Annotated in this window: 16 protein-coding genes; 11 read left to right on the top strand and 5 right to left on the bottom strand. The window is 45.0% G+C overall.

Annotated elements, in window-relative coordinates; translation table 11 throughout:
• The first annotated feature begins 53 nt into the window (after window positions 1-53).
• Both ACQXR1_RS12110 and ACQXR1_RS12105 read left to right on the top strand, forming a co-directional pair.
• On the top strand, window positions 54-737 hold the full coding sequence (locus tag ACQXR1_RS12110) for a metal-dependent hydrolase (protein ID WP_069840118.1): 684 nt from the start codon (window positions 54-56) through the stop codon (window positions 735-737).
• Between the two features lie 119 nt (window positions 738-856).
• Window positions 857-2,176: a CBS domain-containing protein gene (locus ACQXR1_RS12105; RefSeq protein WP_040082153.1), complete on the top strand. Its 1,320-nt coding sequence runs from the start codon at window positions 857-859 to the stop codon at window positions 2,174-2,176.
• Window positions 2,177-2,194: 18 nt separating this feature from the next.
• Here the strand turns inward: ACQXR1_RS12105 and ACQXR1_RS12100 are convergent, their stop codons facing one another.
• Complete coding sequence (locus ACQXR1_RS12100) at window positions 2,195-2,497, bottom strand: YtpI family protein (RefSeq protein WP_014664957.1); 303 nt, start codon at window positions 2,495-2,497, stop codon at window positions 2,195-2,197.
• A gap of 130 nt (window positions 2,498-2,627) precedes the next feature.
• On the opposite strand from ACQXR1_RS12100, the gene nrnA reads away from it, so the two are divergent.
• Window positions 2,628-3,569: a bifunctional oligoribonuclease/PAP phosphatase NrnA gene (gene nrnA / locus ACQXR1_RS12095; protein WP_014664955.1), complete on the top strand. Its 942-nt coding sequence runs from the start codon at window positions 2,628-2,630 to the stop codon at window positions 3,567-3,569.
• Window positions 3,570-3,586: 17 nt separating this feature from the next.
• Here the strand turns inward: nrnA and ACQXR1_RS12090 are convergent, their stop codons facing one another.
• The 3 genes from ACQXR1_RS12090 to ytrH all read right to left on the bottom strand — a co-directional run bounded on the left by ACQXR1_RS12090 (window position 3,587) and on the right by ytrH (window position 4,722).
• Window positions 3,587-3,778, bottom strand: coding sequence for a hypothetical protein (locus ACQXR1_RS12090; protein ID WP_003229407.1), 192 nt, complete (start codon window positions 3,776-3,778; stop codon window positions 3,587-3,589).
• A gap of 102 nt (window positions 3,779-3,880) precedes the next feature.
• Complete coding sequence (gene ytrI, locus ACQXR1_RS12085; protein WP_142393713.1) at window positions 3,881-4,384, bottom strand: sporulation membrane protein YtrI; 504 nt, start codon at window positions 4,382-4,384, stop codon at window positions 3,881-3,883.
• On the bottom strand, window positions 4,381-4,722 hold the full coding sequence (gene ytrH, locus ACQXR1_RS12080; protein ID WP_003229410.1) for a sporulation membrane protein YtrH: 342 nt from the start codon (window positions 4,720-4,722) through the stop codon (window positions 4,381-4,383). The genes ytrI and ytrH overlap by 4 nt, the downstream gene beginning before the upstream one ends.
• A gap of 139 nt (window positions 4,723-4,861) precedes the next feature.
• Between ytrH and dnaE the strand changes: the two genes are divergently transcribed.
• From dnaE to ACQXR1_RS12045, 7 genes are all read left to right on the top strand, one after another.
• Complete coding sequence (dnaE, locus tag ACQXR1_RS12075) at window positions 4,862-8,209, top strand: DNA polymerase III subunit alpha (protein ID WP_430772240.1); 3,348 nt, start codon at window positions 4,862-4,864, stop codon at window positions 8,207-8,209.
• Window positions 8,210-8,346: 137 nt separating this feature from the next.
• A complete protein-coding gene (maeB, locus tag ACQXR1_RS12070; protein WP_014664951.1) occupies window positions 8,347-9,579 on the top strand; it encodes an NADP-dependent malic enzyme in 1,233 nt (410 codons plus the stop codon).
• Between the two features lie 333 nt (window positions 9,580-9,912).
• Window positions 9,913-10,785 (top strand): acetyl-CoA carboxylase, carboxyltransferase subunit beta, encoded by an 873-nt coding sequence (accD, locus tag ACQXR1_RS12065; protein WP_040082155.1) that lies wholly within the window; start codon window positions 9,913-9,915, stop codon window positions 10,783-10,785.
• A complete protein-coding gene (gene accA, locus ACQXR1_RS12060; RefSeq protein ID WP_014664949.1) occupies window positions 10,770-11,747 on the top strand; it encodes an acetyl-CoA carboxylase carboxyl transferase subunit alpha in 978 nt (325 codons plus the stop codon). The genes accD and accA overlap by 16 nt, the downstream gene beginning before the upstream one ends.
• Before the next feature lie 183 nt (window positions 11,748-11,930).
• Window positions 11,931-12,890, top strand: coding sequence for a 6-phosphofructokinase (gene pfkA, locus ACQXR1_RS12055; RefSeq protein WP_003237788.1), 960 nt, complete (start codon window positions 11,931-11,933; stop codon window positions 12,888-12,890).
• Window positions 12,891-12,932: 42 nt separating this feature from the next.
• Window positions 12,933-14,690 (top strand): pyruvate kinase, encoded by a 1,758-nt coding sequence (pyk, locus tag ACQXR1_RS12050; protein ID WP_014664947.1) that lies wholly within the window; start codon window positions 12,933-12,935, stop codon window positions 14,688-14,690.
• 93 nt (window positions 14,691-14,783) lie between these two features.
• Complete coding sequence (locus ACQXR1_RS12045; protein WP_014664946.1) at window positions 14,784-15,167, top strand: FxsA family protein; 384 nt, start codon at window positions 14,784-14,786, stop codon at window positions 15,165-15,167.
• Window positions 15,168-15,198: 31 nt separating this feature from the next.
• Here ACQXR1_RS12045 and ytvI read toward each other — a convergent pair whose 3' ends face one another.
• Window positions 15,199-16,314, bottom strand: a complete 1,116-nt coding sequence (gene ytvI, locus ACQXR1_RS12040) for a sporulation integral membrane protein YtvI (RefSeq protein WP_069150050.1) — start codon at window positions 16,312-16,314, stop codon at window positions 15,199-15,201.
• 96 nt (window positions 16,315-16,410) lie between these two features.
• Between ytvI and ACQXR1_RS12035 the strand changes: the two genes are divergently transcribed.
• A complete protein-coding gene (locus ACQXR1_RS12035; protein WP_004398695.1) occupies window positions 16,411-16,875 on the top strand; it encodes a DUF441 domain-containing protein in 465 nt (154 codons plus the stop codon).
• Window positions 16,876-16,886: the final 11 nt, after the last annotated feature.

The raw sequence follows: 16,886 nt of genomic DNA, 5'->3' as shown, positions 1-16,886 counted from the left end.
CTTTTGAAAAAGGGAAAATAAAAAAATCAAAATCACGTGACGAGGTGAAAGAAATGAAAGTGACATATCACGGACATTCTGTAATTACAGTGGAAACGAAGGACCATCATATTATATTTGATCCGTTTTTAACAGGGAATTCGTTAACGGATATCAAGCCGGAGGATGTAAAAGCGGATGTCATCTTATTAACGCACGGCCACAATGACCATGTCGGTGATACTGAACAAATCGCCAAGCAAAATAACGCGCTGGTCATAGCACCGAACGAGCTCGCTGTGTATTTGGGCTGGAAAGGCTTGAATGTTCATCCGATGCACATCGGGGGCTCCCGCCAGTTCGATTTTGGAAAAGTGAAGCTCACACAGGCCTTTCATGGATCAGCCATCACAGATGAAGAAAACAAAACGATCACTTACACAGGCATGCCAGCCGGTATTTTGCTGACTGTAGAAGGTAAAACGATTTTCCATGCGGGTGATACGGCTCTTTTCTCTGATATGAAACTCATTGGCGAGTTGAATCATATAGATCTTGCTTTTCTGCCGATTGGCGATAACTTTACGATGGGGCCTGAGGACGCCAAGCTTGCAGCTGAATGGCTGCGCGCAAAACAGGTCGTGCCGGTGCATTACAATACATTCCCGGTCATCGAACAAGACCCAGAAGCATTCGCTGACAGCCTTCCGGGCGGAGTCGGCAAAGTCATGGCGGTCGGTGAGACGATCGAGCTTTAAACGATGAAACCATCTCCTGATTTATCAGGAGATGGTTTTTTATTTTCCAGCCTCATTGCGTATAAATCCTTTGAAACCTTATAATAAAAACAAGAAGACTGTCCTTAGAGGTGAAAGGCTTGGCAACGAAGCATGAACAAATTTTAACGTATATCGATTCACTGCCTGTCGGCGAAAAAATTTCTGTGCGAAGAATTGCAAAGGAAATGAAAGTAAGCGAAGGAACCGCGTACAGAGCGATCAAGGAAGCAGAAAATAAAGGGTTTGTCAGCACGATTGAACGTGTGGGCACAATCAGAATTGAACAAAAGAAAAAAGAGAACATTGAAAAGCTTACATATGCAGAGGTTGTAAATGTTATAGACGGACAAGTGCTCGGAGGCCGGGCGGGGCTCCATAAGACATTGAATAAATTCGTCATCGGCGCGATGGAACTGGACGCGATGATGCGTTATACCGCAGCGGGGAATCTTTTGATTGTCGGAAACAGAATCAATGCACACAGGCAGGCGCTTGAAGCGGGCGCGGCCGTATTGGTGACTGGGGGCTTTAACACGGATGAAAGCATTGTACAGCTGGCAGATGAGCTTGAACTGCCGATTTTATCCACGAGCTATGACACCTTTACAGTCGCTGCGATGATTAACAGGGCAATTTATGACCAGCTGATCAAAAAAGAAATTGTTTTGGTGGAGGACATCCTAACACCCGCTGACCGCACGGTATATCTTTCGCCCAAGGATAAACTTGAAAAATGGTATGAGAAAAATTTTGAAACGGGCCACGGCCGCTTCCCGGTTGTCGACGATCAAATGAAAATCCACGGCATTCTGACATCAAAAGATATTGCCGGCCATGACCGAAATGCATCCATAGAAAAAGTCATGACCAAAAATCCCGTTACGGTGATTGGGAAAACATCTGTCGCCTCAGCGGCGCAAATGATGGTATGGGAAGGAATCGAAGTGCTTCCCGTCACTGACGGCCACCAAAAACTGATCGGGATGATCAGCCGCCAAGATGTGTTGAAAGCCCTTCAAATGATTCAAAAGCAGCCGCAGGTCGGGGAGAAGCTTGATGATATTGTTTCAAGAGGGTTTAAAGACGAGGGTGATGATAAAGAGGATCAAACGGTTTACGAGTATGAAGTCACGCCGCAAATGACAAATCAGCTTGGAACCATTTCATATGGTGTATTTACAACCATATTGACGCAGGCGGCAAACCGGTTTTTGCGCTCGAAAAAACGCGGCGAACTCGTAATCGAGAGCATCACCATTTTCTTTTTGAAGCCTGTGCAGATGGAATCGGTCATCGAAGTCAAACCGCGTATCCTGGAGGCCGGCAGAAAGTTCGGGAAAATGGAAGTGGAAGTGCACAGCCAAGGCCATATCGTGTCGAAAGCGATGCTGATGGTTCAGCTGATGGAAAGAAGCTAAGGGACGTTCAGGCGCCCCTTACGCGTGATCTCTTTCAGCTTCTTTGGCGTGAAGGGGATTGTAATGCCTGTAGGCTTTATAACCTGCCCAAGCGCTTCCTGCTCCTATGACGATAAAGATACCGCCGATTACTAACGTTAATACTGAATGGAATAATATCATTTGGTTGAGCCCGTAGAACAGGACTAGTGACCCTAAGGCCATGCTTGATTTTGCTGAATAGATTTCCTTTGCCAAAGATGGCTTTGCCCGTACGCCTTTTACTTTATAGTACACATAAAAGCAGGCTGAAAGCCCAATCAAAAAAACAAGAACCAGCATAAATGAAATCCTCCATCGTAAAAGTTTACAAACCCATTCTATACAAAAACGGGCTTGGTTTTGACGTTATTTTTCTTTTCCGTCGGCAGAGAATGTGATTTAATGAATAAAAACAATAAAGGAGAATCAAATGAAAACAGAACTAATCAGAACCATATCATTATATGACACGATTATCTTACATAGACATGTGCGTCCTGATCCAGATGCCTACGGATCACAGTGCGGGCTTACGGAAATCTTGCGTGAAACATATCCTGAAAAAAATATTTTTGCGGTTGGCACGCCTGAACCGTCCCTTTCCTTCTTATATTCCCTTGATGAGGTGGACAATGAAACATATGAAGGCGCACTTGTCATTGTCTGCGATACGGCAAATCAGGAAAGAATCGACGATCAGCGTTATCCTTCAGGCGCCAAACTGATGAAAATCGACCACCATCCGAACGAAGATCCATACGGTGACCTTCTTTGGGTCGATACAAGCGCCAGCTCAGTAAGTGAAATGATTTACGAGCTGTATTTAGAAGGAAAAGAGCACGGCTGGAAGCTGAATACGAAAGCGGCAGAGCTGATCTATGCCGGCATTGTCGGAGATACCGGACGCTTTTTATTTCCGAATACCACGGAAAAAACATTAAAATATGCAGGCGAGCTCATTCAGTATCCATTCTCTTCCTCAGAGTTGTTTAATCAATTGTATGAAACAAAACTGAATGTGGTGAAGCTTAACGGCTTTATCTTTCAAAATGTGTCTTTGTCCGAAAACGGCGCCGCTTCTGTTTTCATCAAAAAGGATACGCTTGAAAAATTCGGCACAACAGCTTCTGAAGCGTCGCAGCTTGTCGGGACGCTTGGCAATATCTCAGGTATCCGCGCTTGGGTGTTTTTCGTAGAAGAAGACGATCAAATCAGAGTCAGATTCCGTTCGAAGGGGCCTGTCATTAACGGACTTGCCCGCAAATATAACGGCGGAGGGCATCCGTTTGCTGCCGGCGCCTCTATTTACAGCTGGGATGAAGCCGATCGGATTTTAGCTGATCTGGAAACATTATGTAAAGAACACGAGTAGAGGGGAGACCCTCTCTCTTAGTGTTCATCTGTGACGGGGATGAACCAGCAGCCGAAATCAGTAAGGTCCTCGTAGACTTGGAGATTGTGAGATTGAAGTTCTTTTTTAATGAGGGAAGCGAGTGAGTTTGTTTCGGCATATGCAGAAAAACCTTGTCTGAGACGGGCTGCTTGATCTTTTGCTAACTGACGGTCACTGTAAACCTCCATTTCCCTTTCCTCCTTCCTTTCGCCATTAAGCCTCACATATAGTTTATAAAAAAGAATGGGAAAAAGCGACAGAAGTTTGGAGAATTTAAAAAAAATCCATAATTATGTGGCGAATGATATTTCAAGTTCTACTGTCAGCCTCGTATAAATAATCAATTCTCTGACGGTTGCCTCGTATTTTTTTTCATTGATCATATAGACTTTATTTTCAATTGTCCGTTTCAAAAGATCCTTTGTTTGATAGACGCTTTCTATGTCTTTGGTAATGACCTCTGAAATATCATCCTTTACATGCTCCTCGAATTTCGTTTTATCCGGCTGCGATATTTTATATTTATCCCCATTCAGCAACTTAACGCTGACGCTTTGAATCAGCAGTTTTCTTTTATTATCTTCATTCAGTTTATGGAGGTCTTCCTGATAGATCGAAATTTGATTGTTCAAGTCTTTTACATGCTCTTTTTGTTTTTCGATGAGGCTGACCTGCTCCTCTTGAAATGTTCCGTAAGTAAACAGGAAAAAGAACCAGCTGATTATGGCTCCGCACATCATTCCCGCGAAAAAGCGCTGCCATCCCGGTTTTTTGTAATGCTGTGGGACCCTCATGAAGAAAGATGCTCCTGGGTCAGCCATGATATAATGAGCCAGCCGCTTTGCGCGCCTCCCATGGCTGAAATAATCAAAAGAAGCTGCTTAAAGATATCTCTCGTATTGCCTTCGAGTATGCCGCGTTCAAAGCTGTATACCGCATCAAAGGTGCCTCCGATAGCTGCGACAAGCGCCCAAATTTTTAACCGGTTCGCAAGCTTTGTAATGGCTGTAAGCGGGGGTTCGCCCGCCAAATATGCTCCGAGCCCTCCGATGAGTGCGCCCCCGATCAGCACCCCTAACGCAATGAAGTAGCTATTGATAAAATTCACCATAAATCCTGCTTCCTGATCCATCTTTATCACCTCACCTTTTATATCATATTGAGCTTTCAGGACAAGTATGATGATGAGTCAAAAAAGAACATTTGTTTCTTTTGGAAACCGGCCTTATAATGAAGAAAGAAATGGATCGTAATGAGAAAGAGGTGATAGCATGTCTTTTGTTCACCTGCAAGTACATAGCGGGTACAGCCTGCTAAACAGCGCCGCGGCTGTGGAAGAGCTCGTCAGTGAAGCTGACAGGCTCGGATATGCGTCTTTGGCGCTGACAGATGATCATGTCATGTACGGAGCTATTCAATTTTATAAAGCTTGCAAGGCGAGAGGGATTAACCCGATAATCGGTTTGACGGCTTCTGTTTTTACAGATGACAGCGAGCTCGAAGCCTACCCGCTCGTCCTGCTTGCAAAATCAAATACAGGCTATCAAAACCTGCTGAAAATCAGCAGCGTTCTGCAATCTAAATCAAAAGGCGGGCTGAAGCCGAAATGGCTTCACAGTTATCGAGAAGGCATTATCGCAATAACGCCCGGCGAAAAAGGATATATTGAGACGCTTCTTGAAGGAGGCCTGTTCGAACAGGCCGCTCAAGCTTCGCTGGAGTTTCAGTCTATATTCGGAGAGGGAGCCTTTTATTTCTCCTATCAGCCTTTTAAAGGGAATCAAATCTTGTCTGAACAGATTCTAAAGCTGTCAGAAGAAACGGGTATCCCTGTTACGGCCACAGGCGACGTGCACTACATAAGGAAGGAAGATAAGGCTGCCTACCGTTGTCTGAAAGCGATTAAAGCGGGGGAAAAACTGACGGATGCACCTGCTGAAGTTCTGCCTGATCTCGATTTGAAACCAATTGAAGAAATGCAAAACATTTATCGAGAGCACCCAGAGGCATTGCAAGCTTCTGTGGAGATCGCGGAACAATGCCGAGTTGACGTCAGCCTGGGGCAGACCCGTCTGCCGTCTTTTCCCACCCCAGACGGAACGCCCGCTGATGATTATCTAACGGGTATCTGTATGGAGGGACTCCGCAGCCGTTTCGGCACGCCTGATGAACGATACCTTCGCCGACTTCAATATGAGCTTGATGTCATCAAGCGGATGAAGTTCAGCGATTACTTTCTGATCGTGTGGGATTTTATGAAGCACGCCCATGAAAAAGGGATTGTTACAGGGCCGGGACGGGGTTCTGCGGCTGGCTCTCTTGTGGCATATGTGCTGTATATCACAGATGTTGACCCGATTAAGCATCACCTTCTGTTTGAGAGATTTTTAAATCCCGAACGCATCAGCATGCCGGATATTGATATTGATTTTCCCGATACAAGAAGGGATGAAGTCATTCAATATGTTCAGCAGAAATACGGTGCGATGCACGTCGCACAGATTATCACCTTTGGAACACTTGCGGCAAAGGCGGCGCTTCGGGACGTCGGCAGAGTATTTGGCGTCAGCCCGAAGGAGGCAGATCAGCTTGCAAAACTTATTCCTTCAAGACCGGGCATGACGCTGGATGAAGCGAGACAGCAGTCACCGCAGCTGGATAAGCGGCTTCGGGAGTCAAGCCTGCTTCAGCAAGTCTATACAATTGCCCGAAAAATAGAAGGGCTGCCAAGGCATGCATCCACCCACGCAGCAGGCGTTGTCCTGAGTGAAGAACCGTTAACAGATGTTGTTCCGCTTCAGGAAGGGCATGAAGGGATCTATTTAACGCAATATGCGATGGATCATCTTGAAGACTTGGGCCTTTTAAAAATGGATTTCTTAGGCTTGAGGAATCTGACGCTGATTGAATCCATCACTTCAATGATTGAAAAAGAAGAAAACATCAAAATAGATCTTTCAAGTATTTCCTACAGTGATGACAAAACGTTCGCCTTGCTGTCCAAAGGGGATACGACAGGGATTTTCCAGCTCGAATCTGCAGGGATGAGAAGCGTCCTGAAGCGGCTAAAACCTTCAGGCCTCGAGGATATTGTGGCGGTCAATGCGCTGTACCGGCCCGGCCCGATGGAAAATATTCCGTTATTTATTGACCGTAAACACGGACGGGCGCCTGTCCATTATCCTCATGAGGATTTAAGGAGCATTTTGGAAGATACATATGGCGTTATAGTGTATCAGGAACAAATTATGATGATTGCTTCCCGCATGGCGGGGTTTTCTTTAGGCGAAGCAGACCTATTGAGAAGGGCTGTCAGCAAAAAGAAAAAAGAAATCTTAGACAGAGAGCGAAGCCATTTTGTTGAAGGGTGCTTAAAAAAGGAGTATTCTGTAGACACTGCAAATGAAGTCTACGATTTAATCGTCAAATTCGCAAACTATGGCTTTAACCGAAGCCATGCGGTGGCATACAGCATGATCGGGTGCCAGCTTGCGTATTTGAAAGCTCATTATCCGTTATATTTTATGTGCGGATTGCTGACAAGCGTCATTGGCAATGAGGATAAAATTTCTCAATATCTTTACGAAGCAAAGGGGAGCGGGATTCGTATCCTTCCTCCGTCAGTGAATAAAAGCAGTTTTCCGTTTACAGTTGAAGACGGATCTGTCAGGTACAGCCTCCGCGCCATAAAAAGTGTAGGCGTCTCAGCAGTCAAAGATATATATAAAGCAAGGAAAGAGAAACCATTTGAAGATCTTTTTGATTTCTGCTTTCGCGTGCCGTCAAAAAGCGTAAATCGCAAAGTGCTTGAAGCACTTATTTTTTCTGGTGCGATGGACGAATTTGGCCAAAACCGGGCCACGCTGCTCGCATCCATTGATGTTGCTTTGGAACATGCTGAGCTATTCGCCGCGGACGATGACCAAATGGGATTGTTTTTAGAGGAATCGTTTTCAATTAAGCCGAAGTATGTGGAAACGGAAGAGCTTCCGCTAGTGGATTTACTTGCATTTGAAAAGGAAACGCTCGGCATTTATTTTTCAAATCATCCGCTCTCCGCCTTCCGAAAACAGCTCGCTGCGCACGGAGCAGTCTCCATTCTGCAGGCTCAGCGGACAGTCAAAAGGCAGCTTTCGCTAGGCGTTTTGCTGTCGAAAATCAAAACGATTCGGACGAAAACAGGTCAAAACATGGCGTTTTTAACGCTCAGTGATGAAACCGGCGAGATGGAAGCCGTAGTCTTCCCTGAACAATTCAGACAGCTTTCACCCGTTTTAAGAGAAGGCGCTCTTTTGTTCACAGCGGGGAAATGCGAAGTAAGACAAGATAAGATCCAATTCATCATGTCCCGGGCAGAATTATTAGAAAATATGGATGCAGAAAAAGCGCCATCGGTTTATATAAAAATAGAAAGCAGTCAGCACAGCCAGGAGATCCTGGCGAAGATTAAGCGCATTTTGCTGGAGCATAAAGGGGAAACAGGCGTTTATCTCTATTATGAAAGGCAGAAACAGACGATTAAGCTTCCTGAGTCGTTTCATATCAATGCGGATCACCAGGTGTTATATCGCTTAAAAGGGCTGTTGGGTCAAAAAAACGTCGTTTTAAAACAGTGGTAACGAGTCACTTTTTGTTATACAATTGGAGCAATTATGTGATCCTGTTTAAATATTCAGATAGATTTTACTCCGCAGAATGCAGCAATCAACGCAGCAGCATACGAATCAAAAAATATCCATAAGGAGTGTTTAAGAGAATGTCATTAAGAGAAGAAGCATTACACCTGCATAAAGTCAACCAGGGGAAACTGGAGTCTAAATCAAAAGTAGAGGTCAGAAACGCGAAAGATTTAAGCCTCGCGTATTCTCCGGGTGTTGCAGAACCGTGTAAGGATATTCATGAAGACATTAACAAAGTATATGATTATACAATGAAGGGGAACATGGTAGCAGTTGTAACTGACGGTACAGCTGTGCTTGGCCTTGGAAACATCGGCCCTGAAGCCGCGCTTCCTGTTATGGAAGGAAAAGCCGTTCTATTCAAAAGCTTTGCGGGCGTAGATGCGTTTCCGATTGCTTTAAATACAAACGATGTTGATAAAATCGTAGAAACTGTTAAATTGCTTGAGCCGACATTTGGCGGCGTCAACCTTGAAGACATTGCAGCGCCAAACTGCTTTATCATTGAAGAGCGCCTCAAAAAAGAAACAAACATCCCTGTTTTCCATGATGATCAGCACGGTACAGCCATTGTAACGGTAGCAGGTCTTGTAAACGCGCTGAAACTGTCTGGAAAATCAATGTCATCCATTAAGGTTGTCGCAAACGGCGCGGGTGCGGCTGGCATAGCGATTATCAAGCTTCTTCACCATTACGGCGTTCGTGACATTGTGATGTGCGATTCTAAAGGGGCCATTTATGAAGGGCGCCCGAACGGCATGAACGATGTCAAAAACGAAGTGGCGAAATTCACGAACCAAGACCGCAAAGACGGTTCTCTGAAAGATGTCATCGTTGATGCTGACGTATTTATCGGTGTTTCTGTAGCGGGTGCGTTAACAAAAGAAATGGTTCAAAGCATGGCAAAAGATCCGATTATCTTTGCAATGGCAAATCCTAATCCGGAAATCATGCCGGAAGATGCGCGTGAAGCCGGCGCAAGCGTTATCGGAACAGGACGTTCTGACTTCCCGAACCAAGTAAACAATGTCCTTGCATTCCCTGGTATTTTCCGCGGAGCGCTTGACGTGCGTGCCACTCACATTAACGAAGAAATGAAAATCGCAGCGGTTGAAGCCATTGCTTCACTGGTTTCAGAAGATGAGCTTAGCGCAGACTATGTCATCCCTGCACCGTTTGATAAACGTGTTGCGCCTGCTGTTGCGAAGGCTGTGGCAAAAGCTGCGATGGAAACAGGTGTTGCAAGAATCACTGTTGACCCTGAGGAAGTCGCAGAAAAAACAAGAAAACTTACGATTATTGGCGAATAATTTTAATTCGTTCCAAAAATGGCAGCGCGTTGGCGGAGACCAGCGCGCTGTTCTCAAGTTAAACTGTCGGCTGAAATTTTTTTAGGGGGTTGGCCTTAAAAAATTTCAGCCGGGTTTAACATTATTTTTGAATACGCTGTCAACCTTGTCGTTTCAACACCTTATCTGATTTCATCCCAGCCTTTCCGAGCACGTCATCGAATAAAAAGTTGTCGAATTGAGGATGACAGCGTTTGACAAAAAAAGTACAATAGTTTCGGTAAAGTTATTAGCAAGTCTATCTGTTTGATGACATGCGGTGAAGAGAACCCTTCACAAAAGGGAGGTAATCATTTGTTAAAGGATATATTCACGAAAAAGAAAAAGTATGCTTCCGTACCATCTGATCAAGCGAAGCACGATGTTCCGGAAGGCATTATGACAAAATGTCCTAAGTGTAAAAAAATCATGCTCACTAAAGAGTTGGATAAAAATATGCGGGTATGCATGAACTGCGATTATCATTTCCCAATGAACGCAAAACAGCGTATCGAAAGCTTGATGGATGAACAATCCTTTGAGGAATTCAACCAGGGGATGCTGTCGGAAAATCCGCTTGGTTTCCCGGGATATCTGGAAAAGCTTGAAAAAGATCGCGAGAAAACATCCTTAAACGAGGCTGTTGTGACAGGTAAGGGCACCATCGGAGGACACCCGGCTGTTGTCGCCGTCATGGATTCTTCATTCAGAATGGGCAGCATGGGTTCAGTCGTCGGTGAAAAAATCACGCTTGCGATTGAAAAAGCAAAAGCTGATAAAGTTCCGTTTATTATTTTTACGGCTTCAGGCGGTGCTAGAATGCAGGAAGGCATATTAAGTTTGATGCAGATGGCTAAGACAAGCTCTGCGTTAAAACTGTTCAGTGATGAACAGGGCCTTATCATTTCAGTGATGACTCATCCGACTACTGGGGGCGTATCAGCAAGCTTTGCATCTCTTGGCGATTACAATTTCGCTGAGCCTGGCGCGCTGATCGGTTTTGCCGGAAGACGGATTATTGAACAGACAATAGGAGAAAAACTGCCTGAGGACTTTCAAACGGCTGAATTTTTATTAAAACATGGACAGCTTGATGCGGTTATTCATCGCGACGATATGAAAAAAACGTTAGAAAATCTGCTGGATATGCATCAAACAGGAGGTGACATTGAGTGGCTCCAAGATTAGAATTTGAAAAACCGGTGATCGAACTGCAAAACAAAATCACCGAACTAAAAAAATTCACCCAAGATTCCGATATGGATCTAAGTGCGGAAATTGAACGGCTGGAAGACCGTCTCGCTAAGCTTCAGGATGATATTTACAAAAATCTGAAACCATGGGACCGGGTCCAAATCGCACGTCTGGCTGACCGTCCGACAACGCTTGATTATATCGAACACCTGTTTACTGACTTTTTTGAATGTCATGGAGACAGAGCATACGGTGACGATGAAGCCATTGTCGGCGGGATTGCGAAGTTCCACGGCCTTCCTGTAACGGTAATCGGGCATCAGCGCGGGAAAGATACGAAGGAGAACCTTGTCCGCAATTTTGGGATGCCGCATCCTGAAGGCTACAGAAAAGCGCTGCGTCTGATGAAACAGGCTGACAAATTTAATAGACCGATTATCTGTTTTATTGATACGAAGGGGGCATACCCTGGACGAGCAGCGGAAGAAAGAGGACAAAGCGAAGCCATTGCCAAAAACCTATTTGAGATGGCCGGCCTCCGAGTACCTGTTATCTGCATCGTCATTGGTGAAGGCGGAAGCGGCGGAGCCCTTGGTCTGGGTGTAGGCAACCACTTGCATATGCTGGAAAACTCTACTTATTCTGTTATTTCTCCAGAAGGTGCCGCGGCACTTTTATGGAAGGACTCCAGTCTTGCTAAAAAAGCAGCAGAAACCATGAAAATCACTGCGCCGGATTTAAAAGAATTAGGTATTATAGATCATATGATTAAAGAAGTAAAAGGCGGAGCGCATCACGATGTAAAGCTGCAGGCAAGTTATATGGACGAAACCCTTAAACAATCGTTAAAAACTTTGTTGAAGCTGAGCGAAGAAGAATTAATTCAGCAGCGCTATGAAAAATATAAAGCGATTGGCAAAGTCTCGGTTGAAGATCAATATATCGGGGTAAACTAAATAAACGTGAAGCCTTTGGCTCACGTTTATTTTTTGTGACATTCCTTAAATTTTATTTAAAAACGATTTATTTAATTGTATAATAGGTAAGGTTTCATAGGGAGGATGGAGATCCCTTTTCATTGTTTTTAGGGCAATGATCATGTTATGTTTAATCATATATGTTGCTGAGGTGAATGGAGAATGAAACGTATAGGGGTATTAACGAGCGGCGGGGATTCCCCGGGAATGAACGCAGCAGTTCGCGCAGTAGTCAGAAAAGCGATTTATCATGACGTTGAAGTTTACGGTATTTACAACGGATACGCGGGATTAATCAGCGGAAAGATTGAAAAGCTTGAACTCGGATCAGTAGGCGATATTATACATCGCGGAGGCACAAAGCTTTATACGGCAAGATGTCCAGAATTCAAAACAGTTGAAGGCCGTGAAAAAGGTATAGAAAACTTGAAGAAGCTTGGTATTGAAGGCCTTGTTGTTATCGGCGGAGACGGTTCCTATATGGGTGCGAAAAAATTAACGGAACACGGGTTTCCATGTGTAGGTGTACCGGGTACAATTGATAATGACATTCCGGGCACGGATTTTACCATCGGTTTCGATACAGCTTTAAATACAGTAATTGACGCAATTGATAAGATTCGAGATACAGCGACTTCTCATGAACGTACATATGTGATTGAAGTAATGGGCCGTCATGCCGGCGATATCGCATTGTGGGCCGGTCTTGCAGGGGGCGCGGAATCGATCTTAATCCCTGAGGCAGACTATGACATGCACGAAATCATTGCCCGCTTAAAACGCGGCCACGAACGCGGCAAGAAGCACAGCATTATCATTGTTGCCGAAGGTGTAGGCAGCGGGGTTGAATTCGGGAAACGCATTGAAGAAGAAACAAATCTTGAAACTAGGGTATCTGTATTGGGCCATATCCAGCGCGGAGGTTCTCCGAGTGCTGCTGACCGTGTGTTGGCAAGCCGTCTCGGCGCATATGCAGTTGAACTGCTGCTTGAAGGAAAAGGCGGACGCTGTGTAGGTATACAAAACAATAAGCTTGTAGACCATGATATTATAGAAATATTGGAGACAAAACACACAGTTGAGCAAAACATGTATCAGCTTTCAAAAGAACTGTCTATCTAATGTGCAGCTGAAGGCTGAAGATTTCAGAAGGAAGTGAACCAAATGAGAAAAACGAAAATTGTTTGTACCATCGGTCCAGCAAGTGAAAGTATTGAAATGCTTACGAAATTAATGGAGTCAGGAATGAACGTGGCTCGATTAAACTTTTCTCACGGAGATTTTGAGGAGCACGGTGCAAGAATTAAAAATATCCGTGAAGCAAGCAAAAAACTTGGCAAGAACGTTGGAATTCTGCTTGATACAAAAGGTCCTGAGATCCGCACACATACAATGGAAAATGGCGGCATTGAGCTTGAAACAGGCAAAGAGCTTATCATTTCAATGGACGAGGTTGTAGGAACAACAGATAAAATTTCAGTGACATATGAAGGTTTAGTCGATGACGTTGCACAAGGTTCAACGATTCTGTTAGATGACGGCCTTATCGGTCTTGAGGTACTTGATGTAGATGCCGCTAAACGCGAAATCAAAACAAAAGTATTAAACAACGGAACACTGAAAAATAAAAAAGGTGTTAACGTACCGGGCGTAAGTGTCAATCTTCCGGGTATTACTGAGAAGGATGCGCGAGACATCATTTTCGGTATTGAGCAAGGAGTAGACTTCATCGCGCCATCTTTCATTCGACGTTCCACGGACGTGCTTGAAATCCGTGAGCTTCTTGAAGAGCACAACGCTCAGGATATTCAAATCATCCCTAAAATCGAAAACCAAGAGGGCGTTGACAACATCGATGCGATTCTCGAAGTGTCTGACGGCTTAATGGTTGCGCGCGGAGACTTAGGCGTGGAAATTCCAGCTGAAGAAGTGCCGCTTGTGCAAAAAGAACTGATCAAAAAATGCAACGCGTTGGGCAAACCTGTTATCACAGCGACACAAATGCTTGACAGCATGCAGCGCAACCCGCGTCCGACTCGTGCGGAAGCAAGTGACGTTGCAAACGCGATCTTCGACGGCACAGATGCGATCATGCTTTCTGGTGAAACAGCTGCCGGAAGCTATCCGGTTGAAGCCGTTCAAACCATGCATAACATCGCGTCCCGTTCTGAAGAAGCTTTGAATTATAAAGAAATTCTCTCAAAACGCAGAGACCAAGTAGGCATGACAATTACAGACGCAATTGGACAATCTGTCGCGCATACGGCGATTAACCTGAGCGCTGCTGCGATCGTAACGCCGACAGAAAGCGGCCATACAGCACGCATGATTGCAAAATACCGTCCGCAGGCACCGATTGTTGCGGTTACTGTAAATGACTCTATTTCCAGAAAGCTTGCCCTCGTATCTGGCGTATTCGCGGAAAGCGGCCAAAATGCAAGCTCAACAGATGAGATGCTTGAGGATGCTGTCCAAAAATCATTGAACAGCGGAATTGTAAAACACGGTGACCTTATCGTCATTACGGCAGGTTCTGTCGGTGAGTCTGGCACTACGAACTTAATGAAAGTTTATACTGTCGGCGATATCATCGCTAAAGGCCAAGGCATTGGACGCAAATCAGCTTACGGTACGGTTGTCGTTGCCCAAAATGCAAAAGAAGCTGAGCAAAAAATGACTGACGGTGCGGTACTTGTTACCAAAAGCACTGACCGTGATATGATTGCATCTCTTGAAAAAGCGTCTGCTCTTATTACAGAAGAAGGCGGCTTGACAAGCCATGCTGCGGTAGTCGGATTGAGCCTCGGCATTCCGGTTATCGTTGGTCTTGAAAATGCGACATCTATTTTGACAGAAGGACAGGATATTACCGTTGACGCTTCCAGAGGCGCAGTCTACCAAGGCCGTGCGAGCGTTCTTTAATCACAGGTGAAAACGGAAGGGGAATCCCTTCCTTTTCTCTTTATCTTGCCTTATGTTGAACAGAGGCGTGTTACACGTGTGGGGGGCTTGGATATGAGATTTTTATTTTTGCTTTTTATTGTGTTTCCGGCAATAGAAATCGGCATATTCCTCTTTTCAGGCAAGCTGATTGGCATTTTGCCGACAGTTCTTTTAATGATTCTGACAGGCATTATCGGAGCAGCAGCTGCAAAAAAACAAGGAACCGAAGTGTATTATAAGGTTCAGCGTGATCTTCAATATGGCAAAATGCCGGGAGAAGCGATTGCTGACGGCCTATGCATTTTCATTGGCGGCCTATTGTTGATGCTTCCGGGCTTTTTATCAGATTTGGCCGGCGCCTGTCTTCTTATCCCGTTTACCCGCGGCTGGTGTAAGCCGATTCTGTTCAAATGGCTGAGAGGAATGTCAAAGAATAAGCGGATCATCATCAAATAAAAACGGCAGCCATGTAACATGGGCTGCTGTTTTATTTTTGCTGAACGGTGATATAGGACCATACTTCCTTTAATGCGCCTGTCGTAATGAAAGCTTGGATAATGACGAGAACAGCCGGCCCGGCAATCAGTCCTAAAAACCCGAATAATTTAAAGCCGGCAAACAGGGCGATGAGCGTTGCCAGCGGATCGATCCCGATAGATTTACTGAGTATTTTAGGTTCTGTCAGCTGCCGCTGAACAAGAACGACGAGATACAGTATGCCGATTCCGATCGCTTGAGGCAGCTGGCCTGTAATCGATAAATACAAAATCCACGGCACAAATACGGAGCCCGCACCCAAGTAAGGGAGAAGATCAACAAGCCCGATTAAAAAAGCGATTGTTGCGGCATGTTCAACCTGTAAGAGAGAAAGGCCGATAAACACAATCACCATCGTGATGAAAACGAGGACGGCTTGTGCTTTGATAAAACCAGTCATTGCTTTTTTTAATTCGCTGCTGATCGCTTTACTGTTAGCTGTCACACGATCCGGCAGAAGCAAAACAAGCATGGCTTTCAGCTTATGCCAATCCTTTGTCATAAAAAATGTTGCCAGAAGAGAAAAAATCAGAACCGCCGCCGTATTGGGAAGAAGCGCGAAAAACCTCGGGATCATTTCTAGAATGTGGGACAGCAGCAGCCCGGCATTTTTAGCGGCTGAATCACCGAGTGTCTGGATGTGGGTGACGATGGAAGCTTGCTGGTTCGTTTCCAATTCTTGAAACAAAAGAGTTAACTCGTTATAGAGCGGCTGAATATGAGTTGTAAACAATTTTTCGCAATAGGAAATAAACGTGCTGATATGCGGAGGCAGCGTTTTTGCTAGATAGGCTGTACCCGTTACGATTTCGGCTACCAGAATGGTGAGAACGCCGAAGGCTGCGAGCAGAAAAAAAGCAAGCACGCCCAGAACATTTATCGTTCGGGGGAATCCTGTCACTTTGTCCAAATAATCGACAACAGGATGAATCACTGATGAAAGAATAAGGGCGATCAGGAACGGATAAGTTAACGGAAACGAATAATAGGCCGCAGCTATCGACCCTGCGGTAATTGATATGACAAAGAGGGTTCTGAAAAAAATAGTAATATAAGATTGATTCACGAAAACGCTCCTCCTCTCGTCAGCATGTCCTATTTTTTATATGTATTCACGCTGCGGCTGAATATGAATACATTCACCTTAAAGGAGGGATGGCATGTGTTTACACAAGCGAATTTATTTTTAATTTTACTCTTGGCCATCGCACTTATCGCAAAAAACCAATCATTGCTTTTTGCTGTATCCGTCCTTTTGATCATCAAAATCGTTGGACTTGATCAGAAATTATTTCCGACTATCCAGTCAAAAGGCATTAACTGGGGTGTGACCATTATTACCATCGCCGTTCTTGTCCCGATTGCCACGGGAGAAATCGGATTTAAGCAGCTTGGAGAGGCAATGCGGTCTTCCTACGCATGGATCGCCTTGGGAGCGGGAATCGCAGTGGCGCTGATTGCCAAAAACGGCCTGACTCTGCTGGAAAATGACCCGCATATTACAACTGCCCTTGTGATCGGGACCATTCTCGCAGTCGCGCTTTTTGGCGGAGTAGCAGTGGGCCCGCTGATCGGAGCGGGGATTGCTTATTTAGCCATGCAGATCGTAAAACTGTTCACTTCATGAAAAAAGCGGCC

Source organism: Bacillus sp. ATD, assembly GCF_050585765.1.
Classification (GTDB): domain Bacteria; phylum Bacillota; class Bacilli; order Bacillales; family Bacillaceae; genus Bacillus; species Bacillus stercoris.
This window is presented reverse-complemented; position numbering and strand designations above follow the sequence as displayed.